The sequence below is a fragment of the Pedobacter sp. MC2016-05 genome, assembly GCF_026239735.1.
Classification (GTDB): Bacteria; Bacteroidota; Bacteroidia; order Sphingobacteriales; family Sphingobacteriaceae; genus Pedobacter.
The window spans coordinates 31,159-51,469 of record NZ_JAPIVT010000017.1 but is presented as its reverse complement, the minus strand read 5'-3'; the positions used below and the strand labels follow the sequence as shown (position 1 = coordinate 51,469).

Below are 20,311 nucleotides of genomic sequence, written 5' to 3'. Positions count from 1 at the left end.
GCGAACTTGAAACCGGTGATCTGCCATTTGCGTAAATTGGGTTATGAAAGTTTTATTAAGTGTCGTTTTGTTTTCTTTGTTAACTTCGGCTTGTAGTAAGCAACGAAATATGCCCGAAATCGATCAGCCTAACCCAAGCACAATACCTCCTTCTGGCCAAAGCCGAACCTACCTCGCTCTTGGGGATTCTTATACCATCGGCGAATCGGTTAAACAGAGTGAGTCGTTTCCCTTCCAGTTGCAAAGTATGCTAAAGAATAACGGTATCAATGTGGCAAGTCCTAAAATTATAGCCACCACCGGTTGGACAACCAGCGAACTGCAAAGCGCAATTGTGCAGGCTAAACTCACTCAGAAATTTGATATTGTTACCCTATTAATCGGAGTGAATAACCAATATCGAGGCAATTCCATCGAAACATATAAAAAAGAGTTTGCAGAATTGTTACAAACCGCCATTTCATTTGCCAATGGCGATAAAACAAAAGTTTTTGTGGTCTCTATACCCGATTGGGGCGTAACCCCTTTTGGTAAAAACGCTGGTAAAAGCCCTCAGGTTATCGCATCAGAAATTGATAGTTTTAATGCCATTAATGAGCAGATTACTATTTCGGCGGACATTAGCTATACCAATATCACGCCAGCATCAAGAAAAGCAAGTAGCGATTTATCCCTAATTGCAAATGATGGACTTCATCCAAGCGCTAAAATGTATTCCGAATGGGCGAATGCTTTAAATCCAAAAGTTAGCGCCGTTCTGAAATAATTTGAGGCCAGTTTACTCGGTTATTAAATTTAAAATTTTACTTTAGTTTAACTATTTAAATTAAAACCTTAAAAAACATTTATTATGGATGATCAAACACCTCAGGATCAGAAGCCTTTTGGGCAACAACAACCATTCGGTCAGCAACAGCCTTTCGGTCAGCAACAGTTTGGCGGAAATCACGGCCCTGCACCAAAAAATTGGTTGGTAGAATCAATTTTAGTTACATTGTTTTGTTGCCTGCCATTAGGAATTGTCGGAATTGTTAATGCTGCTAGTGTTAATAGCAAATACGCGATGGGCGATTTTGCTGGAGCTCAAGCTGCTTCACAAGCCGCTGGAAAGTGGACAAAAATTGGATTTTTCATAGGAATTGGCGTTTATGTACTCTATATTTTGTTTTTTGTTGTTTTAGGCTTTGGCGGGGCGATGATGAGTGATTACAGATAAATTAAAATACATCTTAGGATTGATAATTTGTGCTACACTATGTATAGTATATTATAATTTCAATCCTGAGATGTATAATTTTTTCCCAGAATGTCCCTTCCATCGGTTTTTACAACTTGATTGCCCAGGATGCGGATCACAAAGGGCAGTTCACTCACTGTTACATGGTGATGTTTTATTAGCCGCTAATTACAATTTATTATTAGTACTAAGTTTACCTTTATTAACTACGCACTTTTTCCTAAAGGTATTAGGATATGCTATCAATAGAGATTTTACTTTAACGGTTTGGCAAAATCCATTAACACCCAAAATAATATTTGTAATTGTAATATTATTCTGGATCGCTAGAAATCTGCCCTATGAACCTTTCAAGTATCTAGCTGCTTAAATGGTAAGGTTCGAAGTGATATAATTATAATCCTTCAGCACGGTTTCTAAAAACTGCAACTCGTTCATGCCTGCAGGCATATTCACAAGAATATGTTCTTTGGTTTTTGCAGCCATCGCATAAATTAGGCTGGCGTTTCCCGTTTGATAATAACCTGTAAGCACCTCGTGGATCAGTTCTACATCTCTATCGGTTAAATGCATTACCTCTTTAAATTGAGGTTGATATTCTTCTGGCAAACTAAGCTTAAAAGCTACCTGATTGAGTTGGGTACGCGGAATCATTTTTATCAGTGTCGTTTTGGCAAGTAAGTCTCCCAGCCGTTGATGATTTTCGGTTACCGCTACAGATGCCAATGCAATCACCCCCCAGCCTAATGGAAAACCAAAATCAATCATTCTGAATAACCACCTAATTAAGTATTGTCCGAAAGTTGGTTGTGTTCCATCCAGATTAATCACTTTAATTTTCATCACTCGCTTGCCAAACGATTGTCCGTTCATGGTGAGCTCGCAAACTAAATCATAAAACGCAAATATAATAAGGTAGACGATCAGAATTACCACACCTAATGTTCCAGAAACACTTATAGATCCGATGATAAACAAAATCCAGGCAACAACAAATAGTATCGCAAAGCCTGCTAAATCTATACATCTAGCCGCTATTCGCTCACCCAAACCTGCAATTTCATATTCAATATCGATATTTTGAGCAGTGTTAATTCTGATACTATCCATTTTTCAAACATAATTTTTTTTAAGGATAATCAGACTATTTTACCCCTAAATTTAAAATGAAATAAAAGTTGTTTTTTTTGAAGAAAAATTCCGCACTGCCATAGGGTTGTCACTCCGGCACCTTTTCTTTGTTTAAGCAAATCAAGAAAACCATGAGTATAGCAGATTTATTATTGATGGAAATAAACACAATAGAAAAAACAAAACAGCAAAATATGGATATTATTAAATTATTATTGAAAGAATTCGAGGCAGAATTCAACACCACTAACAAATTTTTGGCTTTGGTTCCTACAGAAAAATTTGATTGGGCACCTCACGAAAGAAGCATGAAAATGAAATCATTGGTGAGCCATATTGCAGAACTTCCAGGATGGGTAAGTTTAGCCATTACCGCAGATGGTTTGGATTTCGCAACCACTCCCTACGAAGAAAAAAAGGTAAGCACCAACGATGATTTGATTCATCTCCTGGAAGAGAGTTATCAAAGCGGAAAGCAAGAGTTAGAAAATGCCGACGCTCAACGGTTAAACAATCAATGGATTTTGCGAAATGGAGATCAAATTCTCGGCGATTTGACTAAATATGAAATGATCCGCCTAGCCTTTAGCCAGATTATTCACCACAGGGCGCAATTAGGTGTTTATTTAAGATTACTGAATATCCCTATTCCAGGTAGTTATGGTCCAAGTGCGGATGATCAAGGTTTTTCTTAAGTAAACAAAGAACACCAATTATTGTTGGTGTTCTTTGTTTCTTAGTGGTCATAACATAATTTATTTCCGTAAAATTGCATCATGAACAATAATGCTGCAACCCGGTTAAATAAATTTATAAGTGAGAGCGGTTTGTGTTCCCGCCGTGAAGCAGATCGATTTATCGAGAAGGGCAATGTTTTCATCAATGGCAAAAGAGCCAAAATAGGAGATCAGGTTTTTGCTGGTGATAAGGTGATGGTTAATGGTCATAACATCGAACCGAAGGAAGAATCAAATTTTATTTTATTGGCTTTTAACAAACCTGTAGGCGTTACCAGCACAACAGAATCTAATGTTAAAGATAATATCGTTGATTACATCAACCATAGCGAACGTATATTTCCTATTGGCCGGTTAGATAAAGATTCATCTGGGTTGATTTTCTTAACCAACAATGGTGATATTGTTAACAAGATTTTAAGAGCAGGAAATAAACACGAAAAAGAATATGTGGTTACAGTTAATAAGCCGGTAACCGAAGATTTTGTGTTTGAGATGAGTAGTGGTGTACCTATTTTGGGCGTAAACACCCGCAAGTGCAAGGTCCGTCAAGTCAGTACATTTGTTTTCAACATCATTCTGATACAAGGTTTAAACAGGCAAATCCGCAGGATGTGTGAACATTTTGGTTATGAGGTAACCAAGCTGGAACGTACAAGGATTATGAATATTAATCTGAAAGGCATTCCCACAGGTGAATTTAGAGAGTTGAGTGAAGAGGAGATGAATGGCATCATGAAGAGTGTCGAAAAATCTTCATCTGAGGCTGTAGCAAAACCGAAGAACAGCAAAAAGAAAACAAATTCCTGGGAAGAAATCCCCGAGTTGAAACAAGATCAACCTAAAAAAACATTTAAGTCCAGTAAACCAGTTTCGAAATCGGGTGGAGCAAAAAAAAGCACGTCTCATTCTTCCTCAAAATCTGCTGGGAAAAGTGGAGCTGCCCATAAAAATTCTAAACCTCAAAAAGGTAAACCTTCAGGAAAATCAAATACCAGACAAAGAGGCAGATAGCCTGCAAATTGTAAAATTCGAAACTAAGCTGTTAGCTTTCTGCTTTGATCTTTCAGCTTAAAAGCTTTTTTAAGTACCTTTGCAACAAATGGTAACAGCAAAAAAAATCGATATCCGCTCATTGGATTTGCCTCAATTGCAACAGCACTTAACCGCATTGCAACAGCCTGCATTTAGGGCGAAACAAATCTATCAGTGGTTATGGGAAAAATCAGCCACTACGTTTGATGAGATGAGCAATCTTTCTAAAGATTTGCGCAAAACATTAGATGAAAGTTTTGCCATTAATGCTGTTCAGGTGAACAATTCTCAGTTCAGTAACGACCATACTATTAAAAACACGTTTCGTCTTGCAGATGGAAATATCGTAGAGGGCGTTTTAATTCCGCTTGAAGATCGGATGACTGCTTGCGTAAGTTCGCAAGTGGGTTGTAGCTTAACCTGTAAATTCTGTGCAACGGGTTATATGGATCGTAAAAGAAACCTTAATGCAGATGAAATTTATGATCAGGTGGTTTTGATCGACAAACAAGCCAAGCAAAACTACAATAATCCCCTAACCAATATTGTGTACATGGGTATGGGCGAACCGCTTTTAAATTACACCAATGTACTTAAGTCAATAGAGCGAATTACCGCTCCAGATGGATTAAATATGAGCTACAAGCGGATTACGGTTTCCACTGCAGGCATTGCCAAAATGATCAAAAAGTTGGGCGATGATGGAGCAAAATTTAATCTTGCTCTTTCTCTCCATGCTGCAGATGATAAGAAACGCAATGAGATTATGCCCATCAATGAGGCAAATTCATTAAACGCTTTGGCCGATGCCTTGAAATATTATTTCGCCAAGACTAAAAATCCGGTTACTTACGAATACATTGTTTTCAACCATTTTAATGACGAGATTTCCGATGCGATGGATTTAGTGAAATTCTGTAAACATATTCCCTGCAAAGTAAATTTAATTGAATACAATCCAATTTCATTTGCAGATTTCACTAACGCCGAAGGCGATAAAATAGATGCTTTTTCAAACTATTTGAAAAGCCAGGGAATCAATACAAATATTCGCCGAAGTCGTGGTAAAGATATTGATGCCGCCTGTGGTCAATTGGCTGTAAAAGAAGAAGCTGCTAACTAGCTACTTCTAAGCAAAGTTAATTCAGTTAATATTTCATTGAAACCAGGCCGTAGGTGTTGGTTTTCAGATAAGCACAGATTGCGAAGTTTACAAAGCTCATCAAAAGCAGAAATATCCGCACTGCAAAGCGAAAGCAAATCATCGAGCAGAAATCCGAAGGCCTTTACTTCAATTCGTTCCAGATGGAAAGCTAAAGCAAGATCTCGCTTATCGTACGATGAAGCCGCACCAAAATCGCCGAATAATGTTTTCCCAGCATCATCAACTAGAACATTATGTGCATATAAATCCCCATGAATAATTCCTCTTTCATGCAGATGTGCACCTACAGAAGCCATACTAGTGGCAATTTCGAACAGTTGCTGATCAGTGAGTTTAAAGCCCTTATCAAAAACGTCCCGCGTACACGTATTCAAAGTTGGTGGTTTTCCAAGATTATAAAAGTGAGGAGGAATTAGTTCCATCACCAAACCCTTTTTACCCTGATCATCCAACTCTGTTACAGATTTCAATTTTACAATCGAAGGGTGATGCCCCGCGGCCAAATAAGTTTGCAACTCATCCTCCGGAAAGCCATCACTGGTAACACTTCCTTTAAATATTTTGATGGCAACCTCATCTTGGTTATTAACATCTATACTGGTCGCTTTAAATATCGTACCGGAAGCACCTTCTCCCAGTAACTGCCGAAGCTGAAATTGATCAATATTTACTGTTGCAAATGACTCACCTTTAATCTGGTTTATCATATTATTACCTGAAAAAGCCAGCCATGCTAAACCTGGCATTGAAACTAACCATTCAGGCAGCTTAGTTAAATGATTCGCTGCAATCCGCAACAGTGCAAGGCTACCGCAATCTGCAAGTTCCTTGGGCAACGCGGTCAACTTATTCCCTGCAAGCATCAGCTTTTCCAGCTTTGAACACTCACCAATAGATGCTGGTAAACTGGAAATCTGATTATTGGTAAGGATTAACCACCGCAGATTAGGATGTAATGAGTCATTTGGGATATGCGTTATTAAATTACTCTTAAAACCGATTATCTGGAGATTATCGCATCTGCCCAAAATAGATGGAAAAACGGTAAAACAATTATCTGATGCAAAAAATACCTTCAGCTTTTTAAACTTGCTAAAATCATCTGGTAAGGTTGTCAACTTATTGGATGATAAATCAAGGTATTCTAAGGTATCAGTAAGCTCAAAAAGCTGCCCGGGAAATGTATCAAGCCCTTCAGATATTTTTATAGTAGTGGCTCCCGAAAGTTCCCCGTTAATAAGTTGTGTTAAAGTTTGCAATATGAATTTTTTATCGAAGATAAGTTTTGTCTTGAGAACAATCAAAAATTGGAAATAATATTATTCTCTATTCTTCAGAAGCCGAGATCTATGAGCACAGTTATTAAGAATTTAAATAATTTGATCAAGCTCAGCATTTACAATCATCTTCAATAGCGCAATTTTCAAGGTAGTAAGATGGAAGGATGTAGATGATCATCGCCCATAGCGGGCCTTTGCCGAATAGATTTCTGAAGTTGATCTGTCTTCATTAGCAAGCATCAGGGACAATATCCGCGGAGAGGTGAATACATTTTTAGATAGGCGATCAATAACTATAACGCTGACCAATGTTTTTTTGTTAATATTATAGATCAGCTCCACATTATGGGCTTTTTTAAGATATTCAGATAGTTCAGACCGGTGAGCTATTACTGGATTATGTCTAATTACCTTATTTGACCTGTAAATCGGGTACCAAGTTTTATCAGAGAATTCGGAAGTGTGTAAAATGAGGGATTCAATTTCAGCTATTCTATATTTATCAAACGCATTTGTTAACACAAACTCTTTAACAACTTCTTCCTTTAATCTGAGGAACACTTTTCCATATCTGCAAATTTTAAGGATTCCGTCAGATAAGAAACTTTTATATCCTTGCTGTCGAAGCAGTAATCGAAAATCTGATAGGCACGAATATTTATATCCCATCATTCGGCTAACTTTTAGTTTAAACTCCTCGAGTGAGTCTAAGCCCAATAACTTATTGAGAGCCCCTAATGCTTTGGAATAATCAAATTCATCAGAAATCTTTGATCCGTCCATCCGAATAGTTGTAGAAACAATATGTATATGTCTATTTTGAGTATCCTTATGAAAAAAAATCATATAGGGCTGTTTTTCAAACCCCATTTCTTTCATCCATTTCATTCCCAAAACCTCGAAATTCTTCTTGGAAAACCTTTCTCCTTTTTCTGAAAATACCACATGGAGTTGATCTTTTTTACTAATAGAGTTTGCCCGTGAAACCGCGGAGAAATATTGCTCTATGTCTCGAGCACTAATATCTAAAAACCCATTAAGTATACCAGCGTTGGCCATACTTAAGATTTCAGCTTCACCTCTAGCCACTTTGGTCATATTATACTTAATGGCAGGAAAACCAACTGACTTTTTTAATATTTTAACTATCATTGAAACCAGGCTATTGTTTGATCATCTGAGATAATAACTTTCTAATAAGCCCTTCAAGAGCTTTCTGTGTATCTATGTATTTTAACAATAGTGTATTATTCAAGCCTTGCCCTTCTCTTGATAAGGCATCAAATCGGTTGCTCGATTTGATTGCTGAATTTATTTTTGCCATCTCATTACCTATACTTACAAACTTTGATAAGACTTCAGCGGAATTGATTCCGAGAAATTGTTCATTAAGTAATCGATACCTTATCATTTCTGATTTTGTCGATCCAAGTTGATGGCAGATCTTTTTGATTTTAATATCCTCTTCCTCCGTAAAACCAGCGGCATACCGGACAGTACGGTTCAATATTTTTCTTCCCATAGCAATATCAAAGGTTAATTGAGTTTTTTGATGAAATAGAAATTAACTAAAAGGCTTGCACTAATTGGATAACAAGGCAAAAGCCACGACCAGGCAAAATCGCATTCTACAACTGGGGGAAATACTTTCTTTTGGTGAGAGATTTACATGAATTTGGTAATGAATGTGCTCAAACAAATATCCAAAATGGAAAACCTTGTTTAGCAGGTAGCGATGGCAGCAATATTGGCGGGATCAATATGAAAACCACCAACGAAATGCTGATTGTTTATCCCGCTTTGTTCGATTGCCTGTGCCTGGTCCCATTCAGTATCAACCCTATTATCTTGATCCAAATCCTGATTCAAAACACAATGGTGAAACAAGGGGAGCCAGAGTTGCTGAGTTTTTTATCCGAATAGTCAAAAAGTGGCCGGACCAGGTGAAGGGAACTGGATTCGAAAGATTGGTGATAATTACGGTAGAAACTCTAGACAAACCAGGATTTGCGAGCACGGAAAACATCCCTATGAAATAGATCCTGGCAGCTTACTACAATGTTAAATTGGTGCATCAGCTCCTTATTCTCTCTGAAATAAATTAACCAAAATATAGAAGTTATAAATTGCTGCAGGCAATGGAATTTTGTGTATTTAGCAGGAAAAGGCAAGGAATTAACATGATATGTTTAAGCTATTTGACATCCGGACGGTTAAGGGATTTCTTCATCAAAAAGACATCAGTCAACTGCTTCCAAAGTTCAAAGTAATGCAAGAAAATATTAACGGAGTGAAGGCTCATTTTTTCTTCAGCATAAAACTATCGCCTAACGTAACGAGTTTCCCCGGACCCTTGTTGATGTTCCTGTTCACCGGTCATCGAACGCTCGGCCTGCGGGGAAACCGGACGGATTTTTTCAGCAAAAATCAAATCAGGATGAATACTTTGCATCTTTTGATCATAAATATTCAGCGTTTTATCTTCCGGCTCTGCCGAGATGTAAACCTCTTGCCTTTTCCCGTCAATTTCCATGGGAAGGCTAATCAAATTTCCATACCGCAAAGCTTTGATAGCAGATTCCCTCAAATCATTGTCAGTTAGCTCTAAGAAGGGAAACCTGCTGAAAGATTGCTCAAGATCGTAACCATGTTTAGGAAAGAACCATTTGATGGGATGTTCGCCAAGCTTGTCAACAGCATTGAAATTGAGCTTATACCATAAGTCTATCTTTTTATATTGCTTTGACCCGGGGTCGTCGGTATCCAAAATCAATGTTGGCTTTTCGAAAGAAAGTCCGCAAAGCAGTTTATAAGATTGAAGCGCGCTCATTCTGTTCTGCTGATCCAGCACAAACTTTTTCACGATGGGTTCAGTGGCATTATAACGCAAAAGTGAAGTTTCCATTGCATTCAGAAAGTAAACTTCACCGTTTTTAGAGCGGTTAAATTTTAGCTCAAAATGCATATCATCAAACTTTTTTTCCACCTGAGACCGGAATTCCGCGGGGATATAACGCTGATTGATTCCGATGGAAAAAAACTGTTCTCCTTTCGAGATAGCATTTTCAAGTGCCGCGTTTAGTTTAGTGCCAAAACCTAAATAGTCAAGGCTCTTTTGCAGGTATTCTAGATTATTTTGATTCATAACTGATAGTTGATTAATGGCGCGTGATTTTTCTTGGACCGAGATGTTGAGTTGTATCAGGCTGAAGGGCTTGCTGATCAATCTTTTTAGCACCTTCCATTTCTCCAAGTGCCTGGTTAAACGCAGGAGTGCGGTGATTAGCCTGAATGGCTCCATCTCTTAACGATTGTATGCTACGGATTAAAAGGTAACTGATTCCTCCATCCAGTAATACCGAAAGCACCAGGGCCTTCCGGTCACTGCGAATTCCATTTGGATCTGATGCCCTGTGCTGCACCCTTGTCCCATCGGTAAGCTCAATGAGTTCGCCCCTTTTAAAAGCAGACTTTTCTTCCTCACTCAGCAGCATCCCATTGATCCGATCAGGAGTTTGCACTTTGGAAACATCATAGCCTACAAAATCCCTTGTAACGGGATCATATTCGATGTTGTACATGGCCCATCTCCCCTCTTCCTTTTCAATGCGTCTGCCAACAAAATCCTTTCTTCCATTGATTAAATCATCCATTTCTCCAGCAGTAAGCAAAGGATGCTCACGTGCAACTTTATAAATGGGATGGATCATTAAGGAGAGTTCTCCGCTATCCTCACGCTGAAGAGACAACCTGGCATCGAGCCTTTCTATTTCAAACCCTTCGCCTTTTAGCCCGCTAAGAGAAATCAGATCGGTTCGCCTTCCGTTCAAAAGCGCCTGAATTTCTTCGGGACCGAGCAATAGCTGCTTGTCGTGATAAAGCCCTAAATCCTTGAACTGGGACAAGGGTAAATCCTTGATATCAAATAATGTAGTCATCATTTATCTTTTATTGGTTAATGAACTGTTTACTTGCGCCGGATCTGTAGTTCTATCCTGGCGCAGGGATAGCTTTTGATCAAGAAGCGAACGGTAGAGCGGATCAGAAGAAGAAAGGGTAAAATGAAGTCCGGAAGGCAGCTGTTCCATCCGGAGCCGGCCCTGCTTCAAGTGACCCTCGACCCTGTAGATGCAATCTCTGTAGGAAATCTGGTCTCCTGTAGATAGAAAGTTTTTTGGCCGCTGGTCAAAAAAAGAGACTTCAAGATCCGGCGAGGCTTCGATCTCGCGTTTACGTTCAATATTCATCAAAAAATCAAATATTTTTTCTGCATCCATCGCCGCAGAATGGATTTCAAAAGGAGTATCTTCCAATATCGACACCCAGCTTTCCACGTACGCGGCATGCTGACCGGTATCATGACCGATGCCCAGCTCACCTGCTATGAACATAGAGGCAATTTCTGCTCTAAGCTCTTCTTTGCTATAGGCAATCATTCCACTATTCATCAGCGTGGAGCGGTCCAGTCTGTCCGGATGCCCGGTCCAATGGGCAAGCTCATGGAGCGCGGTAGCATAATAGCCCTGCGCGTTTGCAAACTGTGCCCGCTCGGGAAGGGTTATACTGTCATAGCGAATATTATAAAAGGCGTTATCGATATAGCGGTGGCTGATATCCGCGCCGCTGGCCTGGATGAGCGCCTCGGCTCTTTCAATAGGATCCCAGGCGACTTCTTTTTTAGGTTCATGGGATAGTGCGGGAAGACCTGTAGTCTGCTCAGCGTTGAATACCCATGCACTGGAAACGATGGGTCTGGCAAGCTGCGTTTTTTCCATCAGCGGCTGCCCGAGTTCATCATAGATGATCTTACCCTTATCATCCCTCAGTTTTTTTTGCTGATGGGTTTTGATGAATTGTATGAGTGTGCCTTTTTCTCCCCTGTTTATTTTAGCATCTATTGCCTCTGCCTGCTTAAAGGTAAGCCACCTGGGATCTTCTCTACCGGAAATCATTAAGTTTATCGCATTAATTCCTCTATAACGGTTTCCGCTTTGCACATTATAGGGAAGCATGGGCAAGGGTATCCCCTCACCGCTCCAGGGCTTAAGCCAGGGCACTGTACCTTTTTTGAGCTGCTCGATAAGCGAATTTGCGACCTGGACATGCAAGGGAAGGTTTTTATTTTCCATTGTCTTCCTCCTCAAGGTCAGGTAACTCATCAGCGAATCCACTGCCATATTCTTCCGCCTGGGCGGGAGATAACAGGACTTTGTTATGATCGGTAAGTAGCATTAATAATGCAGGCAAACTCAGCTGATCCTCTTGAATGACTTGCTTTTCTTTCATGATTGGGATAAATTGGGAATGGATTATTTTTGTGATTACAGCTACCGGATCAATTGTCTTTCCCAGAAGACGCATGGCAAAATGAAGATGTGGGGCGGTAGTTCTGCCGCTATTTCCGCTCACTCCGATCTGATCCCCGCTTTCGACCAGGCTGCCCGAGCCCACCAACAGCTTAGATAAATGGCCGTATACAGTTTCAAGAATGCCATGTTTGATTCTGATGAACTTGCCCAAAATTTTATGCTCTCCACTTGCAATCACCCTGCCCTCCATTACTGCGAATACAGGTTCGTACCTCGCCCTGAAATCAGTTCCATAATGATGCTTGATCTGTTTTGATACCGGATGGCATCGAAGGCCGTAAGGGCTTGTGATCCTGATATGGGCTAATGGCAAGCAAAACTGCGCTACTGCTGAGGAGGTGATATGGCAAAGGAAAAGCAGCATAGCGCTACAGACTACAGTACCGTTCATCTTGAGAATACTTTAAGCGCTTCAGGATTTAGCGGCTGTTTGGAGCGTTGGAAATCTGAAAGGATATCAGTTGCGCTGTTAATAGCACTGGGATTGTTTTTTAATAAATGATAAGCTTCCAAAATCGAAGCCGGATCCCCACGGTCCTGCAGCATATTGATTTTGAAAAGTGTTTTGAAATCCCCAAGATCAATGTCAGCTGTACTGGACAGTAAGTGACGATATAAACTCGACCGGTCTTTTAAAAGACGTATATCATTGACATCTACAATTTCTCTGTGAAGATCACCAAAACTCACATGGGCGCTATTCTGGTCAATGTTTTTCTCGCCCATAAGCCCTATGCGCGCAGCTGCGCCAGGGTTCTGCCGATCGATAACAATGATCAGCGAACCGTTTAATTCATCTTTCATAATTTATTGGTTTAACTTTTTAGAAATCTACCTGTGATAAGTTTGATTTCGTTATTGATTTTTTTGAAGTTTTCAGAAAGTACCTTCATTTTATTTCCCTTAAAATCGTAGAATACAGGAAGTTGTAGATAGGATGCCTCTTCAGCCGCGACTGCTTTCAGATCAAGATTAATTTTGCAGTTAATGACTGAGGGTTCGTATGCTTCCGCATAATTTTCGTTGGGCTCCCTGGCTAAAATCCCTACCATTTCTCCAGTTGAAAGGGCAGCTATTTTTCCTGAAGGAATCAGATTTTCTAAACGTTCAGACAACGATATCGATAATTTGGACCGGTCAATGGACAGACTTTCAGACTCCTGCTTTACCCTTCCAAAGAGTTTTTCCAGCCAGTCCAGCGTTTCCTTACTTCTTACAGAGCCTGAAAGGACGTTTCCTACCACCGAGCAGATGGTGTTGGCTACTTCCTTTCCATAATGCTGGTGGAATTGGGGAAGTTCCTGCAACCCCATCAATACCGCCACTTTATTTGACCTGGCGGTCGCAATCAGATTTTCAATCCGGTGGACAAAAATGGTCGGAAGCTCATCGAGTATCAGTGCACTGGGCAGGTTGCCCTTGGAATTGATTAACCGGGTAAGCCGGTTAAGAACAACGGAATAACAGGTAGAGTTGATATTCTGGGTGGCGGGATCATTTGCAAGGACCAAAATCGAGGGGTGCTCAGGGTCACTGATCTTGAGCGAAAAATCATCCCCGGAAAAAACCCAGAAGGTCTCCAGAGTCGCCATGCGGGAAATAAATATTTTCAGGGTTCCCACCTGCCCTTCTAGCTGGTCAAAAGCTTTTGCGCGGTAGGCGCTCATAAAAGGGGAAAGCAGCGAGGAGAGCTCCTCATTACTGGTCAGACAGTCAAATATCTGCTGATAGGTGCAGTTTAAAAAGGAAAGCACATGGGGTAGGGTAGAATATTTTCCGCCTTCCAGCCTGGCAAAAAAATAAATACACGCTGCTAGAAAATTAACAGCGCTCTGGGTGAAAAACTGATCACTTCCCCCGGACTTATCTCCTTTTTTTAATGCCTCAACCAGCGCCTCAGCTGTTTCTGCCGCATCAGCGAGGGTCTTGATGTACCCGGAGTTAAAAACATTGATCCGCCGGCTCATTTCGACTTGATTGAGGTTAATCACATGAAAATCCATATTTACCCCCTTGGCCCTGTTATTCAGGTAGCGCAGGTAAGCAAGGCTTGCCAAATCGGGAAACTTAAAATCGTATAAGCATATGCAAAACCGGTTATCTATCAACTCACGAATGAACGGCATGACCACGCCAAAGGATTTCCCTGAACCAGGTGTGCCGATGAGTAAAGTGCCCCGAAAAATGTTTTCGATATTGATGAATCCCTTTCTGACTTTTTTTTTATAATAATAAAGCATAGGAATACTTACCGATAGAGGAATCCTGCTTTTATTTTCTTCCTGTTTAAAAGATTCTCCTTCCCTGTTCCAGATATCTTTCCCGAGTTTAGAGGAAACAATCTTTGAGATATTATCCAGGCCAAGGTGAAAAAGAATGGTCCCCGCTAACAGTAACAGCACATAAAATACCCATGGTTTTATGATTATACTCAGCCATACAAACGGCTGAAGGGAATAAAACAACAGGCCTGAAAAAAGTAGGATCAAGGAAACCGATAAGGGAATAACAATGTGCTTTTTCGCTGAAAGTTCGCGGCTTTTTTTACTTAATGTCCCTAATGAGGTTAAAAGAACAAGCAGCATAATAAATAACCGGCTATAAAGGGGCTTCTGATAGATCAATAAGCGGCTTAAACCTCGGTGCAGGTTTAAAATAGCCAGTTCACTACGTTCGCCTGAAAAAGTCAATACCGGCAGGATGATAAAGTAGGCGATATCCAGAGATACAAATAAATAGATGCTGAACTGCATGAAGCGGTGCAGTCCCTGAAGCTCTGTTCTTTCTTCCATAGATCTGGCCGCTTAAAAACTGTCTGCTCCCAGCAGCTTGCCATAGGATAATGCTAAACTCACCTGACGGGAACTGGGCTGCTTTTCACTGACAGTAACCACGAGCTGTTTAGAGGGAGAAAAAACGGCCTTTGGTAACACATAAATGTTCCTATGGCTTTTATCAAAGTGATCAGCAGGGTTTAACACGAACTTGGGGAGCATTGAAAACTGTTGAAAGTTTGTGGATCGGGATATCTTTTTATCCTCGATGGTAAAACTGACCTGCTCGATCTCATAGCCAATATGAGTATCATTGGTCAGTGTGAGATCTAGAAAAATAAGATCTCCTGCGCTAGCGATCCGGTTAAGCTGCAAACCGATTCCCTGTGAGAAGCGCTGAAGAACTGGTTTTTTTACCTTGCCGGACAATAGCGCAAGCGCCTTTTGCTTCATCTGGGGAGTAGAAAGAGACTGATCGGATGGCAAAAGCGGCACCATGTCTTTGGGCAATATCTCAACCTGGGTGGGATGGGTAAGTTCGGGAGAATCTGAATAGATGAGCTGGTACTGCGCTAAAAAATGCTCTCCGGTAAGGGTAAGTACCCCAAGATTTTTTCTGTCAGAAGGGGTAAAACTTTTATCCAGTCGCAAACGCAGCAGGTTTTTTAATGGCAGATCTCCGCTTAACATGCCTATGGGCAGATCCACATAGCTGATGGGCTCGGGAGACCTGAGGTGAATAGATGCCGATGGGCCGAGCCAAAGCACAGGAAGCGTTTTGATGTTCTGGCCATGGCTATAATAGCTCAGCAGCAAAAGATGGGCAACAAGAAATATTGTTAGATTTTTCATCAGATAAGTATTATTTGTGATTGGATTGATCGACCAGGTAAAGCATTGAGGGATAACGGATACGGGCCTTGTTTGATCGGATGAGTTTATTGAGCGCCCCGGTAGTGGATTGAAACATCCTGCCGAGCAGGCTCATGATCTGTTGGTTCTTTTCAGAAGAAGAATCCATGTCGATGCCCGAAACTGCGCTACTGGAAAGTTCCCTGCTGAATTCCCGGTAAATAGAAGAAGGAATATAAACCCCCTTTATTCCGTCCATATCATATACTTCAAGCTTTACGGGCAATATCTCCCCCTGATAAAAAATGGAAGAAATACTCAGATTCACCCTTTGGGAAGCAAAGCCGCTGATGATCGCATAAATGGTGGTTCCAGCTTTGATTTCTCTGCTTCCCACCCTTACCGGACTGGCAAGGCGAACGCTCACCCTGGATCCGGAAAATCCGGTAAGCGATTCGCCGATCATGGCCTGGATAAAAGTTCCCTTGTTTTCTTCGGCCCTGATCGTGTATGGATCTATGGATAACCCCGTTGATAACTTCACCTGTAGCGGCCTGGTCGTATCTGCCGGAATGGCTTTGTTTTTTGATTTTACAGGGGAAGATGTCGCAGAAGCTGAAGAAACAGCAGCTTTATTCATACTGTCCACAATAGCCATCTGCTGCCGAAAAATCCTCATCGGGTCTGAGGAAGGAACTGGTTTGTATTCTTTGGTACCAATCGGGGAGAAAACCTGGTTTAGCTTTTCAGCATCTGTGATGGCTTGGCGCTGCCGATAACCGGTCCGCTCTTGCAGATCCGGCGCCATGTAACGCTGCTTCTGGGATTTTAAGGCCGCACTGATAGAATCAAGCATCTGCTTTTCTTTTTGGTTGTAAAGGGATCCCTGCTCCTCTAGCGGGAGACCCTCTGGATCAATAGTAGCTAAAGCGGTATAGCCATCGCCTTTTTTATATCGCTGCTTATAAGCCTGTAGCTTATCTTCTATCGCTTTACCGGAAACCGCTGGGGCAACTGCAGAGATTTCGCTTTGCAGGGCGGGATCATCAGAAGCCACACTTTGACCCGCCGCATAAATCCGGAAGACATAAAATAGCAGTAATATAAAAGGCAGACAGATCAATGGGATTACGTAGCGGGGCTGCTTAAGGTTTATGGATTTCATTTGTGGTCAATTTTGATTGAGTTGCTGGATTCTTTTTAAAATCTGCTCCATCCGGAGACTGTCCAGGGGGCCTGGCTCATCTTTATCAGCGAATGATTTAAGCTCGGACTGTAAGGCTAACACCTCGAGTAGTGCACTTGGACTTATCTTGGGAGGAGTTCCGGGATATTGAGCGATCTTTGCAGAAAAAGATGTGGAGGGTTCCCCGGCCCGCATGAGTGTAAAACTCAGCGCTGCAGATAAGACCATCAGTATAATCATGCCCGTAACAATACTTCTGGGATACCGTCTTGCAGCAAGCGTTAGATATTTTCCAACAAAATGCAGGCGCGAGGCAAGAGCGCTGCTAAAAGCAGAAGAAAAAATGTTGTCTTTCATAAGCTAAACTATAATGGGTTTTTCTCTACGGTGGACCTGTCGGCATTTTCCAGGGTTTTCCAGGAAGTGATCAGCACCGCATGTGGATTATTTTCTGATCTGGAAGGTAGATCCCGCAAGTGGCCTTCTGTGACCAGTGAGCGCAGGGTAACTGCGCTTCTGCGGTCGATGCGCTGGGTAGCATAATACTTAAAATATCCTTTTTTTTCATCCAAAGTGATCGAATCCATATGAATGGTAAGCACCGCGGAGGAGGAAAGAACCGAACTGAAAAAATTTCTTTCTTTTAAGTTATTGTACTGCTGGGCTCCGCTTTCATCAATGAGATACATCGCCTGGCGCATCTGGGACTCAATGAAATTCTCATCGGGTATCAAAGAAAAAAACAGAGAATGAAACCTGGCAATATGTGCCCTGTATTCCGCTCCCCTGTTAATTTCAAGATCTGTTCTCCTGGCCAGTACCGGGCTGTTTCCGTCCTGCAGTACATAGATGGATTTTCTGGAATCCGAAACCTGCCGATAGGCATAGATGCTTACCGTAAAGCAAATGGCGAAAGCCAGGATGAAGCTTAAAAGCGACAGCCTGGTCGCCAGGCGGATCTTTTCTTCTATGTTTTTTACAATCATCACATACCTCCTACTGCGCTAGTGGCCATACTGCTGATTCTGGTGGCGCCGCTGCCCATTGCGCTCGCCGCTGAACTTACCCCTGAAGTGCTCACAATCCAGGTAGAAATACTCGGAACGGTAAACATGGTGATCGCGCCAATGATAAAGGTAATGATCACCATTCCAAAGGAGAGTACCCCGTTGGCGGCAAACCAGCTCAATTTTTCAATGCTTTCTCCCTCCCCGCTGAGCAGCTCGCTATAGCGCAGAATTTCAGCTTCCAGCGCATACTGCTGAAAAAGGGATGCGACATACATGACCAGATAAGCAATCCCTGAATACAGGCTTACTGAAACAAACCTTGCGATCCATTCGGTAAAAGACTGCCGGAAAGCGGGCAGAATACTTGCCGCTACCGAGAAAGGCCCGAGGATGATCAGGATGGTTGAAAAGATGATCTGCACAATAAAAATCACATAGACGCTGATCCTTAAAATCCAGATGGCCATGGTTTCCAAAAGCGAGCTGGCCAATAGCTGAAGGCCCACCTGCAGGCGGTTGCGCATTTCCACTACCGGATTCCAGACCTGGGAAAAGCCTTCCTTTACCGAACTCTTTACAGATTCCCACGCATTTTCATACCAGGTATCCGCTTCGCTTTTCGCAATTTCGGTACTGGCCTGGAGCTTAAAAAGTGCATCGGACACATCCACCATCAGCTTTGCCCGCTGCATCCGAAGGTCATTGATATGGCTTTGACTGCCATCAAAAAGCTGTTCGGTGCGGTTTTCTACCAACGCTCCGGGATAGGCGATAACTTTAGTGAAAGCTGGCCACCACAAAATGACCATCACCAGCCCAAAAGGACGCAGTAAGGGCATCACTTCTAGTTTTTTATCTCCCGAAATCATCCCGTAACAGATAATGGCAAAGTAAATCAGCATCAATATCGCGCATAAGGCCTGAGCATCGGCCAGGAACACATCGTAATGGGTCCAGATGGTTTCCTTCATGCCCTTTAAAAAGTGCATCATCCCTTCCTCATACACCCCATTGCCCTGCAGAAAATTGAAGGTATCCTTGAAAGATCCCGGAACCTCAACCTGGAGTATGGGCACCAGTTTGGAAAAATTCAGTAAGCTCATAATTTCGAATTTTTAAGAATTTTGTTTGCTATTTCGATATCGCTTTTAGCGCTTTGGCTTATGGCAGTTTCTCTTGTTTTCACCTTTTCTTTAGCAACGGAGAGATTTAAATAGCTTCTGCAATGGCTTTTTTTATCCTCCCAGGCTGCCCGGAGCTTTCGGTGTTCCAGTAATAGCCGGTGATAGGAAAGGATTCTGGATCCCCTTTCCATAGGCAGACTTCTGACCAGGGAAAGGCGCTCAGACAAAGAGGCATACTGCTCATCATACCACAGGCTTAACCCGCTGGAATTCAGGTAGGCGATTTCCCTGGGGCCAAGACCGCGAAACCTTTTGGTATAATCGGCGGAAAAGGCGGAAAATTCGCCCGAATAATACAGGGACCACAATGGGTCAAGATCGGATAGCGAAGGTGAATAGGCCGCATAATTCGCCGCTGAGGTCTGGGCGAGGGTATCGGAATGCTTTTTATAAGCCTGCGTTGAAACTCCCATAGCGATTGCCAGTGCTAAGCGCGTGGTCTGCGGCCCTACAGGACCCAGCGGCCTGAGATCCTGCTTTGGATAATTGGGATGAAGCCCCCAGGTCATCCAGTAAAGCGGATTGAGCCCCAAAAACCCCGAGGTAGGGGTAAACTTGTTTCGGTCCCATGATTTGAATACCATCCGCTCCTGCTGATTGATGATCGCACCGTCGCGGATTTTCATCTGGGCGTTCAAACCCAGGCTGAGTGAAAACAGGGTTAAACACAAAATTGTTAATTTCATCTTTTTAGCGTTTTATAGTTTAAAATAATTTGCCCGGCGAGCCTTCGATCGGTGTTGAGAAAATCCTTAAAGGGGTTGATGTGCATAATAAAGGAGCGCTGGGCAGCCCAGAACATGGTCTTGTGCAGGGAAAAGACCAAAGCCCGGATGAGCTTTAATTCAAGTGAAATCTTTTTTATAAGTGCATCACGCCTTTCAAAGTTCAGCAGTAAATTTTCGCCCTCCTTTAATGCCAGCTGGGATACTTCCTTTACCAGCCTGAGCCCCCTGTCTTTTAGCTGAGAAGAAACCTGCTCTGCGAAAAGTAAAAGATGAGGATGGCGGGAGGCAAAACCGACCATCTCCTGCGAGGCGGAAAAGATTTCACCACTCAAAGCAGAGATCTCTTTTACCGCCAGCGCAGTTTTGAGGCCCTGATCAACCTGGGTGAGCGAGCGGTAAATGAGCTGTTGGCTCAAAACCAGCGCCGAGGTATTGATTTTAATGTTTTTAAGACTTTGATTCATCTCATCGATTTTGACCTGCATCATCATTTCCGAAGATATCCGTGCAAAGCCGTTTTCATTCACAATAGCGAAGTGATCTTTATCAAAAACCACCGTTTGTGCCCAGCTGGATTTTCCCAAAAGCAATGGGAAGACCAGTAGTGTCCATAAATGTCTCAT

24 protein-coding genes are annotated in these 20,311 nt (G+C 42.0%); 7 read left to right on the top strand and 17 right to left on the bottom strand.

From position 1 onward, the window contains the following. Window positions 1-43: 43 nt before the first annotated feature. The 3 genes from OQZ33_RS18535 to OQZ33_RS24570 all read left to right on the top strand — a co-directional run bounded on the left by OQZ33_RS18535 (window position 44) and on the right by OQZ33_RS24570 (window position 1,607). Window positions 44-766 carry an SGNH/GDSL hydrolase family protein gene (locus OQZ33_RS18535; RefSeq protein ID WP_265800768.1) on the top strand — a complete coding sequence of 241 codons (723 nt, stop codon included), beginning with the start codon at window positions 44-46 and terminating at the stop codon, window positions 764-766. An 84-nt stretch (window positions 767-850) separates the two neighbouring features. Continuing rightward, window positions 851-1,216, top strand: coding sequence for a CD225/dispanin family protein (locus OQZ33_RS18530; RefSeq protein WP_265800767.1), 366 nt, complete (start codon window positions 851-853; stop codon window positions 1,214-1,216). Between the two features lie 70 nt (window positions 1,217-1,286). Beyond that, window positions 1,287-1,607 (top strand): DUF2752 domain-containing protein, encoded by a 321-nt coding sequence (locus tag OQZ33_RS24570; RefSeq protein ID WP_416338763.1) that lies wholly within the window; start codon window positions 1,287-1,289, stop codon window positions 1,605-1,607. Here the strand turns inward: OQZ33_RS24570 and OQZ33_RS18525 are convergent. Then, window positions 1,604-2,347: an RDD family protein gene (locus tag OQZ33_RS18525; RefSeq protein ID WP_265800766.1), complete on the bottom strand. Its 744-nt coding sequence runs from the start codon at window positions 2,345-2,347 to the stop codon at window positions 1,604-1,606. The genes OQZ33_RS24570 and OQZ33_RS18525 overlap by 4 nt on opposite strands. Before the next feature lie 152 nt (window positions 2,348-2,499). Here OQZ33_RS18525 and OQZ33_RS18520 point away from each other — a divergent pair, with 152 nt between their 5' ends. From OQZ33_RS18520 to rlmN, 3 genes are all read left to right on the top strand, one after another. Beyond that, a complete protein-coding gene (locus OQZ33_RS18520; RefSeq protein ID WP_265800764.1) occupies window positions 2,500-3,063 on the top strand; it encodes a DinB family protein in 564 nt (187 codons plus the stop codon). A gap of 81 nt (window positions 3,064-3,144) precedes the next feature. After that, complete coding sequence (gene rluF / locus OQZ33_RS18515; protein ID WP_265800763.1) at window positions 3,145-4,119, top strand: 23S rRNA pseudouridine(2604) synthase RluF; 975 nt, start codon at window positions 3,145-3,147, stop codon at window positions 4,117-4,119. Between the two features lie 88 nt (window positions 4,120-4,207). Continuing rightward, the gene (gene rlmN, locus OQZ33_RS18510; protein WP_265800761.1) at window positions 4,208-5,263 is read left to right on the top strand and encodes a 23S rRNA (adenine(2503)-C(2))-methyltransferase RlmN; all 1,056 of its coding nucleotides are present in this window, start codon (window positions 4,208-4,210) and stop codon (window positions 5,261-5,263) included. Here the strand turns inward: rlmN and OQZ33_RS18505 are convergent. The 3 genes from OQZ33_RS18505 to OQZ33_RS18495 all read right to left on the bottom strand — a co-directional run bounded on the left by OQZ33_RS18505 (window position 5,260) and on the right by OQZ33_RS18495 (window position 8,107). Then, a complete protein-coding gene (locus tag OQZ33_RS18505) occupies window positions 5,260-6,564 on the bottom strand; it encodes a leucine-rich repeat-containing protein kinase family protein (RefSeq protein WP_265800760.1) in 1,305 nt (434 codons plus the stop codon). The genes rlmN and OQZ33_RS18505 overlap by 4 nt on opposite strands. Window positions 6,565-6,759: 195 nt before the next feature. Next, a complete protein-coding gene (locus OQZ33_RS18500; RefSeq protein WP_265800759.1) occupies window positions 6,760-7,737 on the bottom strand; it encodes a relaxase/mobilization nuclease domain-containing protein in 978 nt (325 codons plus the stop codon). Between the two features lie 10 nt (window positions 7,738-7,747). Further along, complete coding sequence (locus tag OQZ33_RS18495; RefSeq protein WP_265800758.1) at window positions 7,748-8,107, bottom strand: hypothetical protein; 360 nt, start codon at window positions 8,105-8,107, stop codon at window positions 7,748-7,750. Between the two features lie 134 nt (window positions 8,108-8,241). On the opposite strand from OQZ33_RS18495, the gene OQZ33_RS18490 reads away from it, so the two are divergent. Next, a complete protein-coding gene (locus OQZ33_RS18490; protein ID WP_265800757.1) occupies window positions 8,242-8,508 on the top strand; it encodes a Type 1 glutamine amidotransferase-like domain-containing protein in 267 nt (88 codons plus the stop codon). A 397-nt stretch (window positions 8,509-8,905) separates the two neighbouring features. Here the strand turns inward: OQZ33_RS18490 and OQZ33_RS18485 are convergent, their stop codons facing one another. Genes OQZ33_RS18485 through OQZ33_RS18425 form a run of 13 tightly spaced genes read right to left on the bottom strand, consistent with a single transcriptional unit; the run spans window position 8,906 to window position 20,311 of the window. Then, complete coding sequence (locus OQZ33_RS18485) at window positions 8,906-9,730, bottom strand: hypothetical protein (protein WP_265800755.1); 825 nt, start codon at window positions 9,728-9,730, stop codon at window positions 8,906-8,908. Window positions 9,731-9,743: 13 nt separating this feature from the next. Continuing rightward, window positions 9,744-10,526: a DUF4099 domain-containing protein gene (locus OQZ33_RS18480; protein WP_265800754.1), complete on the bottom strand. Its 783-nt coding sequence runs from the start codon at window positions 10,524-10,526 to the stop codon at window positions 9,744-9,746. Beyond that, window positions 10,527-11,714, bottom strand: coding sequence for an ArdC family protein (locus OQZ33_RS18475; RefSeq protein WP_265800752.1), 1,188 nt, complete (start codon window positions 11,712-11,714; stop codon window positions 10,527-10,529). It abuts the gene before it with no gap. After that, window positions 11,704-12,345 carry a M23 family metallopeptidase gene (locus OQZ33_RS18470; RefSeq protein WP_265800750.1) on the bottom strand — a complete coding sequence of 214 codons (642 nt, stop codon included), beginning with the start codon at window positions 12,343-12,345 and terminating at the stop codon, window positions 11,704-11,706. The genes OQZ33_RS18475 and OQZ33_RS18470 overlap by 11 nt, the downstream gene beginning before the upstream one ends. Next, window positions 12,342-12,758: a hypothetical protein gene (locus OQZ33_RS18465; RefSeq protein ID WP_265800749.1), complete on the bottom strand. Its 417-nt coding sequence runs from the start codon at window positions 12,756-12,758 to the stop codon at window positions 12,342-12,344. Before OQZ33_RS18465 ends, OQZ33_RS18470 begins: the two co-directional genes overlap by 4 nt. A gap of 11 nt (window positions 12,759-12,769) precedes the next feature. Beyond that, entirely contained in the window at window positions 12,770-14,746 is a 1,977-nt protein-coding gene (locus OQZ33_RS18460; RefSeq protein WP_265800748.1) for a TraM recognition domain-containing protein, read from the bottom strand. Between the two features lie 12 nt (window positions 14,747-14,758). After that, window positions 14,759-15,580, bottom strand: coding sequence for a DUF4138 domain-containing protein (locus tag OQZ33_RS18455; RefSeq protein WP_265800747.1), 822 nt, complete (start codon window positions 15,578-15,580; stop codon window positions 14,759-14,761). 10 nt (window positions 15,581-15,590) lie between these two features. After that, window positions 15,591-16,745, bottom strand: a complete 1,155-nt coding sequence (gene traM, locus OQZ33_RS18450; protein WP_265800745.1) for a conjugative transposon protein TraM — start codon at window positions 16,743-16,745, stop codon at window positions 15,591-15,593. 6 nt (window positions 16,746-16,751) lie between these two features. Then, on the bottom strand, window positions 16,752-17,123 hold the full coding sequence (locus OQZ33_RS18445) for a hypothetical protein (RefSeq protein WP_265800744.1): 372 nt from the start codon (window positions 17,121-17,123) through the stop codon (window positions 16,752-16,754). A gap of 8 nt (window positions 17,124-17,131) precedes the next feature. Beyond that, window positions 17,132-17,752 carry a conjugative transposon protein TraK gene (gene traK, locus OQZ33_RS18440; protein ID WP_265800743.1) on the bottom strand — a complete coding sequence of 207 codons (621 nt, stop codon included), beginning with the start codon at window positions 17,750-17,752 and terminating at the stop codon, window positions 17,132-17,134. Beyond that, entirely contained in the window at window positions 17,752-18,879 is a 1,128-nt protein-coding gene (locus OQZ33_RS18435) for a plasmid transfer protein (protein ID WP_265800741.1), read from the bottom strand. Before OQZ33_RS18435 ends, traK begins: the two co-directional genes overlap by 1 nt. Beyond that, window positions 18,876-19,646: a hypothetical protein gene (locus OQZ33_RS18430; RefSeq protein ID WP_265800739.1), complete on the bottom strand. Its 771-nt coding sequence runs from the start codon at window positions 19,644-19,646 to the stop codon at window positions 18,876-18,878. Before OQZ33_RS18430 ends, OQZ33_RS18435 begins: the two co-directional genes overlap by 4 nt. Next, window positions 19,643-20,311, bottom strand: a complete 669-nt coding sequence (locus tag OQZ33_RS18425; RefSeq protein ID WP_265800738.1) for a hypothetical protein — start codon at window positions 20,309-20,311, stop codon at window positions 19,643-19,645. Before OQZ33_RS18425 ends, OQZ33_RS18430 begins: the two co-directional genes overlap by 4 nt.